Below are 8,049 nucleotides of genomic sequence, written 5' to 3'. Positions count from 1 at the left end.
CGGGCAAGTGCTTCTGGTGCGTTGACTGGAGTGTTGACTGGAGTGTTGACCTCCAGGTCAACACGGCGACAGAGCGGGATGCGGTCGCGAGTGCCGAGCCGACCAGGAGGTCGGCTCTCCGGCCGGGCTCCGGCCCGGCTCCGGGCGCGCAAGTGCTTCTGGTGCGTTGACTGGAGCGTTGACTGGCGTGTTGACTGGAGTGTTGACCTCCAGTTCAACACGGCGACAGAGCGGGATGCACTCAGGGCGCGAGTACCGAGCCGACCAGGAGGTCGGCTCTCCGGCCCGGCTCCGGCCCGGCTCCGGGCGCGCAAGTGCTTCTGGTGCGTTGATTGGAGTGCTGACCGGAGTGTTGACTGGCGTGCTGACTGGAGTGTTGACCTCCAGGTCAACACGGCGACAGAGCGAGATGCACTCAGGGCGCGAGGACCGAGCCGACCAGGAGGTCGGCTCTCCGGCCCGGCTCCGGTCGGGCAAGTGGGTCGCTGTCGAGTCGCCGCCGCTCCCGCGCGTCAACGCACCAGGGCGCAGAGCGCCCTTCGCGGCGCGACACCGCTGGAGCGGTGTCGCGAGGGGATCAGAGCGCGGCCTCAATCAACCTCGGCGCTGGAGAAGAGCCGACTGAACCAGCCGCGGCGCTCCTTGCCGCGCCGGCTCGCTGGGACCTCGCCCCGGCGTGCAGGAGGCGGCAGGACGCTGTTGCTGGGCTGGTCCGCGAGCACCGCCCGGGGGCGATCATCGACCAGACGCTCGGCTTCTTCGGCGCCCACCCACTGCGCCGCGGCATCGCGACCCGCGGACATGATCGGCGGGCGATGATGCGGGTCATGCGCATCCGTGGCCAGTATATGCACGACGCCGTCGTCCAGCATGCGCTCGCTCCAGTAGCGCGCGCGGCGTCCGAAATCGCCCGTCAGCGCTCCGGCGGTGAGCTGAATCCAGGCGCCGTCGGCAGCCGCGTCCAGGAACCAGCCGTAGTGCTCGTCGTCCAGCCAGGTGAGGCGCTCGGGATGGGTGATGATGGGCGTATAGCCGGCGGCCAGGGTGTCGAAGAGGGTCTCGGCAAAGCGCACGGGCACCGTGTGGTGGGGCGGCTCGAACAGGAAGTACCGCGAGCCATGGAGCGTTGGGTGGGTTCCGCGGCGCAGACCGGCAAGCAGCTCCGGCACGATCTGGATGTCCGCACCAAAGGTGAGCTGCAAACCGATGTCGGCCTCCGCAAGCGCAGCGCGCAACGCATCAACGGCGGCTGCGATGCCTGGGGCGGTGTTTTCGTAGAGCCCCGGATAGATGTGCGGCGTGCAGGCGGTGACCGCGATGCCGTCCGCCACCGCGATGCGGGCCATGGCCAGCGCCGTGTCCAGATCGCCGGCGCCGTCGTCGATGCCGGGGAGCATGTGGCAGTGCAGGTCGATCAATTGACGGTCTCCTGAAGGTCTCCTGATGGTCTCCGACAGCGTTCGGGGCGGCGGATGACGGACCCGGCAGGGGGTTTGGCTCGCCGGTCCGCCTCGGGGCAAGTTGATGGGGGCTCATGGGCGGAATTCCGAGGCCGCGCGCCGTGGCGCACCGCAACTTGCCGGTCCGCGCCCGGCCGGCAGCAGCTCAAAGTCCAGGGCACCGAGCCGAACGCGAACCGGCCGGCGTCGCGCGGGACGCCCGCCGCCCTCGACGCGTCGAGAAATGCCGCCGAACGTTGCCGAAAGCGCTGACCGTGCCCCTGCCCTTTTGTTTGCCTGTTGTCACCGCCGCCGACGTTCGGCATCATTCCAGCGCTTACATTCCCGCCGTGCCCCGACCCGTCATGCTCAGTCAATCTCCGCTCGTCGTTCTGGCTGCCGTCGCGCTGCTTGCCGGCTGCGCCGGCGGCGGTGCCGTTCGCGATGCGCAACCCCTGCCGGGTTCCGGTCCGACGGAGCTTGCAACCCGTGGCGAGGTTCCGTCGGAGAATCTCGTGCCTGCGGTGGTCGGTGTCCCGCGCAACGTCGACGTCGGGGCAATCCATCGCATTACGCCGGGCGATGTTATCGATATCAAGGTCTTTCAGGCTGACGAGCTGAACACCACTGTGCGGGTGAACGACGCCGGCGGCATCAGCCTGCCGCTGGTAGGCATGGTACTCGTCGCCGGGCTCAACACGGGCGAGGCCGAGCGACGCATCGCCGCTGCGCTGGCGCAGGACCATTTACAGGACCCGCAGGTTGCCGTGTTCGTGTCGGAGTTCGCCAATCTGGAGGTTTCCATTGCGGGCGAGGTGAATAAACCCGGCGTCTTCCCGATACGCGGTCGCACGACCTTGCTTGAGGGCATTGCTTTAGCGGGCGGGACCACGCGACGCGCCAAAGAAGAGCAAGTTATCGTGTTCAGGACAGGAACATCGCCGGCCGGGGTCGATGCCTATGTCGTCGACTTGAAGAAGATCCAGCAAGGCGAGCTCAACGATCCCATGCTCGCGGCGGAAGACAAGATTGTCGTGCCGAAGTCGGGCTCGCGTGTATTCTTTGAGGACGTGCGCGATACCCTGCGCGGGTTCGTCAACTTCAATCCGCTGCTGTACTGAGCCCCGAGCCCGACATGACTGACCACGTACCGGTTCCGGCCGCGGACGCTGCTGCTGCTGCGTCAAGGAGCGCCGTTGCGCCTTGGGCCGGCGCGGGCCCGCCAGGCAGGTTTTACCCTGCGGGGGGAGCTGCGGATCAGGCCGCCGATGACGACATCATCGATTTGCGCGAGTATTGGCGCCTGCTCATGCGCCGGCGGGCGACGATCCTGCTGGTGGTGCTCATTGCGACGGTACTGGCGCTGGTCGCCACGTTCAACGCGACGCCCATCTATCGCAGCACGGCGCTGCTGCAGATCGATCGCAGCGCCAACAAGGTGGTCGAATACGGCAGCGTCTCGGCGGAGGAGCGAAGCTGGTTCGGCGACCAGGAGTTCTATTCCACACAATACGAGCTGCTGCGCAGCCGCACCTTGGCGCGGCGCGTCATCGACCTGGTCGGGCTAAGCACCATCGAGGACGAGGAAGCGGACGAGCCGTCTTTCGCGAGCGACGTCAAGGCGGCCATCAAGGGCGCCATCACGTCCCTCACCGGCGGCAGCGACGAGGCCGATGCAGTTCCGGCCGATCCGGAGCTGGCGCAGCGCATGGCGGAAGAACGCCTGTTTCTCGACAGCCTGACGGTTGATCCAGTCCCGGATTCCCGACTGGTCCGCGTCTCCTTCGAGAGCCCCAGCCCGGAGGAAGCGGCGGCGGTCGCGAACGCCATCGCCGCCAACTTCATCAGCATGAATCTGGAGCGGCGCTACGACGCATCCTCTTACGCCAAGGAGTTCCTGCAAGACCAGCTCGACCGCATGCGCGTGTCTCTGGAGGACTCGGAACGGCGCTTTGTCGCGTACGCCCGCGAGCGCGAGATCGTCAATCTGGACGACCGCCTGGAGACCATCCTCACCAAGCTGCGGACCATGAACGACACCCTGGTCAAGGCAGAGGCGCAGCGTTTCGCGGCCGAGGCCACGTGGCAGGAGTTTCAGGCGGCAACAGACGGCGGCGCGCCGGGCGTGCAGGACAGCGAGGTTATTCAATCCTTCAAGAAGCGCCTGAGCGAGCTGCAGGCGACCTACGAGGAGAATCTGCAGGTCTACAAGCCCGGCTACCCGAAGATGCAGCAGCTCCAGCGGCAGATCGACGAGCTGCGCACCGAGTTGGGCCGCGAGACCGCGGCCATCGGCGCATCCGTCAGGGCCGAGTATCAGGCGAAGCTCCGCGAGGAGCAGTCCATCCGTCAACGCCTCGGCGAGCTTAAAGATGAGGCCTTGGCCATGCAGGATCGCAGCACGGACTACGAGACCTTGCGCCGGGAGGTCGAGACCAACCGCGAGCTCTACGACGGCCTGCTCCAGCGCATGAAGGAGGTCGGCGTCGCCGCCGGCGTCGGCGAGAACAACATCTCCGTCGTGGATGCCGCCCAGGTGCCCCTCGCGGCTTACAAGCCGAGCCTGTCCAAGAACCTGGCCATCGCCATCGCGCTCGGTCTGTTCTGCGGCGTGGGCCTGGCCTTCCTGCTCGAAATGCTGGACGACAGCGTCAAGGCCAGCGATGACGTCGAGCGCCGCGTCGGCGCCCCAGTGCTAAGCCTGGTGCCCTATGCCTCGCCGCGCGAGCATGGGCTCATCGACGTGGAGGTTCCGCTCATCGCGTTCCGCGACCCGAAGAGCGCCGTGGCCGAGGCGGTGCGCTCGCTGCGCACCTCGCTCTTGTTCTCGACCTCCGAGGGAGCGCCCAGGATTCTGCACTTCACCAGCGCCAGCCCTACGGAGGGCAAGACCACCACGGCGGTCAGCACGGCCATCGCCTTTGCCCAGGCGGGCGGCAAGGTGCTGCTGATCGACGGCGATCTGCGCAATCCGTCCCTGCACCGCGTGTTCTCACTGCCGAACGCCCAAGGCCTGACCAATCACTTGGCCGGCGACGCCGACCCGGCGGAGATCGCGCAGCCGACCATGGTGAAGAACCTGTTCAGCATCACCAGCGGTCCGCTGCCGCCGAACCCGGTGGAGCTATTGTCGACACCCAAGATGGCGGACCTGCTGAGCCTTGCCGTGGAGCGTTTCGATCACGTCATCATCGACGGCCCGCCGGTCATCGGGCTTGCGGATGCACTAGTGCTGGCCAACCTGTCCCGCGCGACCATCTTCGTCGCCGAGCCGGGCCAGACGCGCAAGCACGATATCGACGGTGCAATCCGCCGCCTCCAGCAGGCCAATGCCCGCGTCATCGGCGCCGTGCTCACCAAGGTGGGCCGCTCGGGCCAGGGTTACGGCTACGGGTATGGATACGGCTACGGTTACAGCTACAACTACCTCTATAGCTACGGCGGCAAGGGCCGCGACGCGCAGCTTCCCGAGAAGGCCGACGCCTGACCCCGCGCCGCCATGATTCCGCCGCTGGTCGAGCTGGCGCTCGACTACTATCGCGATCCCCTTGCCTACGGCCACCTCGCGGATGGCGCTTTTCCCTTGCCGGCGGGGTTCTCCGAGCAGTTCTCCGCCCTGGGCTCCGCACTGTCGCCCCTGCACATCGACGCGACGGCGCTGGCACTCGGCAGCTCACCGGAAGAGCTGGAAGCCTCCGCCCGGTTCTTCGCCCGCCATGTCCTCCTCGACCCCGCCACCACCTATTACCGTGCCCTCGGCGTGTCGCCGCGCGCGTCACACACCCTGATCAGGGAGCACTATCTGTTTCTGATCAAGCTGTTCCATCCGGATCGGCTGCCCGACGCCACGGCTGCGGATTTGGCCTGCTCGCGCCGCATCAATCTGGCCTACAAGGCGTTGTCCGACCCCAACCGCGGGCCGAGCTTCAACCTCCGGCAGCCCGGCGCCAAGGCCCGAATCCGCGTGAGCGATCCGCGCGACTTCTACGGACCCCATCGGGTTCCCATCCACGCAGCAGACGCACCGGCGCACGCGCGGCCGGCGCGCGCGGCGTGGCGCACGGCCCTTGTGCTCGGCGCCACCGGCGTTGTGCTCGCCGCGCTGGGCATCGGCCTCTGGGCCTTCGAGCCGGCGCGCCCGCTGCGGTTGGCCACGCTGCCGGAGCCGACGCAGCCGCCGAGACCGCGCTATCTCCAGCCCGTCGAGCGGTTGCCCCAAGCTGCCGCCGCGACGCTATCCTCTGCGCCTGCGCCGGCGTTGCTCCCGGCGACCGCCGGCCCGGCTGCGATGGCAGAGGCCCGCCAAGCACGCGTGGATGCGGCCGAGATCGGTGCGCGCATCGTCAACGAGCTGCAGATCGCCGTCCGCCGCGGCGATGTGGCCAAGCTCGCCGCACTGTGCGCCGAGAGCTTCCCCCTCGGCCCGGAGCAGCTACGCTCGCTGATATCGCCGAATCAGCCCCGGCCGGTCCGGACTGCGGACCCGCTCTGGCTCACACTCGATGACATGCAGTGGCACAGCGCCGCGGATGGCCGCATCAACGGTCGCGGGCGCATTCTCATCAGCACGGGACCCCAATCCGGCGGACAGGCACAGGGCCGCAACGGCACCGTCGAGCTGGAGCTGATCCCTGTGGCCGCCGACTACCGCATACATAGGCTTCAGATCCAGGACGATTAAACGGACGTGACCAAGGTAAGCGTGACGCTGTGGCGGCTCCTGCTGTTGGCCATAGCAGCCTTTCTCTCCTGGCAGATCCTCACCCACGGGCTCGCTGCCCATTACGCGCAGCGGTTGGCGCGCGGGGATGCGGACGCGCTGCCACAACTGCTCCGATGGCAGCCCGATCATCCGCGCGTCCTGTACCAGGAGGGCCTGCGCGAGGTGGGGGAGGACCGCCAGGCCGCGCTGGACCGCTTCGCCCGTGCCTATGCCGCCAATCCGACCGACCCCTACCCGCTGGTCGCCGTGGCAGCGCTCTATTTCGACTCTGGCCGCGCGGAAGAGGCCGATGCGCTAATGCAGCTTGCCGACCGTCTGAAACCGGTCGATCCGCGCATCCAGCAGCGGCTGGCGCTGCATTGGGATCAGCGCGGCGATCCCGCAACCGCGTTGCGGCACCTGAGCAAGGCCATGTCGGCGAATGGCCGCATCAGGCAGGAGAACCTCCCGGTCATGCTTCGGCTCGCGGAGGACCCTGCGCTGCGCGGGCTGCTCGAGCCCATCGCGCTCGAGGCGCCCATGTGGTGGCCCGGATTCTTCGGTTACGCCGCGAACCGCGCTGCCAGCACAGAGGTCGTGCGCTATCTGCTGGCGCTGCGCCGCCAAGCGGGCGCGGATGACATCACTGCGGCAGAGCGCATCGCCTACCAAAACCGACTGCTGCGCGATGGTTTTGCCGCCGAGGCCTACCTCGCATGGCTGAACGGCTTGGAGCCTGCCGCGCGCGAGCAGCTCGGCCTCGTGTTCAACGGCGGCTTCGAGCTGCCCCTCGGCAACTCCGGGTTCGCCTGGCAAGCGAGGCCACACAAGCAGTTGACCATTCGACCGCTGCGCACGCTCGGCACCGCCGGCTCAAAATCGCTGCTGGTGCGCTTCAGCAGCTTCGATGATCGCTTCGCGCATCTGGGCCAGCGCCTGTTCCTGCAACCCGGCCGCTATCGGCTGACCGGCGTCGCGCGCGTGGATCGATTGGAGACGGAAGGCGGCGTGCGCTGGCGCGTCCAGTGCCACGGCGAGGGCAACGCGCTGCTCGGCGAGAGCCGGGTCTTTCGCGGTCCCGCGCCGTGGGGGGATTTCTCCATCGACTTCGACGTGCCCGCGCGCAACTGCGACACGCAGGACTTGCGTCTCGTGTCCGCCGGCAAGCACAATTTTGAGCTCGCGATGGATGGCGCGCTGTGGTTCGACGCGCTGCGCATCCAGCGCGCCGACGGCGACGACGCGGAGGACGGCGCCGATGCGGTGCGCAATCCTTGACCCGGGATGCAAAGGCGCGACAAAGAGACTAGCGAGGCAGAGTCTCAGACCGACAATTCGTGTCCATCGCTATCGAAATCGAACCGAGTGCCAACCGATCCCGATTCCGACGCATAGCCGGGCCGGGCCGGGCCGGAGAGCCGACATCCCGGTCGGCTCCCACTCGGGTGCGGCCTCCCAGAAGATGTCGAAACCCGTAGCGATGCGGCAAGAAAAGCGCCGCGCAGAACGACGATAAGTGACGGTTCAAAAACAACTCAAACACCTGTGTCGCCAAAGCCGAGGGCATCGACGACTGAAAAGGAACTACGAAACACGCGAAAAGCGCGAAAAATGCTCGGCCACCCGCCGACCTTTTCGTGTGTTTCGTGTTTTTGGTAGTTAGAAGAAGTTGTACACCTTATTTCTGAGTCTTCACTAAGAAGAAACTCGCGCAGAGACGCAGAGCCGCAAAGGAAGAAAGAGCATTGCTCGATGTTCCCACTGCAATTTCGATTTCGATTAGCGATGGGCACTCTCGTCGGTCTGAGGCGAACACCCCCGGGGCAGGGCCGAGGGCCGAGGGCCGAGGGAACCCTGCCTTGGCCCTCGGCCCTCGGCCCTCGGCCCTCGGCCCTTGGTTCACCGCTG

General features: G+C 67.0%; 5 protein-coding genes. 4 read left to right on the top strand and 1 reads right to left on the bottom strand.

What is annotated here, in order from left to right:
- Window positions 1–590 precede the first annotated feature (590 nt).
- Window positions 591–1,418, bottom strand: coding sequence for a tyrosine-protein phosphatase (locus ML01_RS22635; RefSeq protein WP_058557663.1), 828 nt, complete (start codon window positions 1,416–1,418; stop codon window positions 591–593).
- A 278-nt stretch (window positions 1,419–1,696) separates the two neighbouring features.
- Between ML01_RS22635 and ML01_RS22630 the strand changes: the two genes are divergently transcribed.
- The 4 genes from ML01_RS22630 to ML01_RS22615 are packed head-to-tail and all read left to right on the top strand — an operon-like array spanning window position 1,697 to window position 7,419.
- Window positions 1,697–2,560, top strand: a complete 864-nt coding sequence (locus tag ML01_RS22630; RefSeq protein WP_162268088.1) for a polysaccharide biosynthesis/export family protein — start codon at window positions 1,697–1,699, stop codon at window positions 2,558–2,560.
- Between the two features lie 14 nt (window positions 2,561–2,574).
- Complete coding sequence (locus tag ML01_RS22625; RefSeq protein ID WP_082674563.1) at window positions 2,575–4,926, top strand: polysaccharide biosynthesis tyrosine autokinase; 2,352 nt, start codon at window positions 2,575–2,577, stop codon at window positions 4,924–4,926.
- A gap of 12 nt (window positions 4,927–4,938) precedes the next feature.
- Complete coding sequence (locus tag ML01_RS22620) at window positions 4,939–6,120, top strand: J domain-containing protein (protein WP_058557660.1); 1,182 nt, start codon at window positions 4,939–4,941, stop codon at window positions 6,118–6,120.
- Between the two features lie 6 nt (window positions 6,121–6,126).
- On the top strand, window positions 6,127–7,419 hold the full coding sequence (locus ML01_RS22615; RefSeq protein ID WP_058557659.1) for a M48 family metallopeptidase: 1,293 nt from the start codon (window positions 6,127–6,129) through the stop codon (window positions 7,417–7,419).
- Window positions 7,420–8,049: the final 630 nt, after the last annotated feature.

It is taken from the genome of Thiohalocapsa sp. ML1, assembly GCF_001469165.1.
GTDB lineage: Bacteria > Pseudomonadota > Gammaproteobacteria > Chromatiales > Chromatiaceae > Thiohalocapsa.
This window is presented reverse-complemented; position numbering and strand designations above follow the sequence as displayed.